General features: G+C 66.6%; 1 protein-coding gene. It reads left to right on the top strand.

The window, feature by feature from the left end:
* Positions 1-326: molybdopterin-dependent oxidoreductase (locus tag NE591_RS13555; protein WP_256156896.1), on the top strand; the 326-nt coding region annotated here is incomplete at both ends.

Below are 326 nucleotides of genomic sequence, written 5' to 3'. Positions count from 1 at the left end.
CCGTGGAAGGCGCGACGGCTCGGGTTGCTGCCGAGGGAGGCGACGGTGCCGCGGTCGTTATCGACCCGGAGAAGTGCAACACCGTCACGTTCGTGGGGGCCGACGGGATGGATCAGAGCTTCCCTCTGGACTTTTTGCTGGAGCGCGGCGCCATCGTGGCCAACCGCGTGAACGGCGAGGACATCATGAGCGTCATGGGCGCTACCACTCAGCTGTGGGTGCCGGGGCTGCCGGCCAAGTACTTCGTGCGCGACATCCGCGAGATCCGTTTCACCAATGAGGAGGTGCCCCCGGTCATCGGGCCGTTCGTCGACGACGGCCACGAC

The sequence above is a fragment of the Adlercreutzia sp. DFI.6.23 genome, from assembly GCF_024462535.1.
GTDB lineage: Bacteria > Actinomycetota > Coriobacteriia > Coriobacteriales > Eggerthellaceae > Adlercreutzia > Adlercreutzia rubneri.
This window is presented reverse-complemented; position numbering and strand designations above follow the sequence as displayed.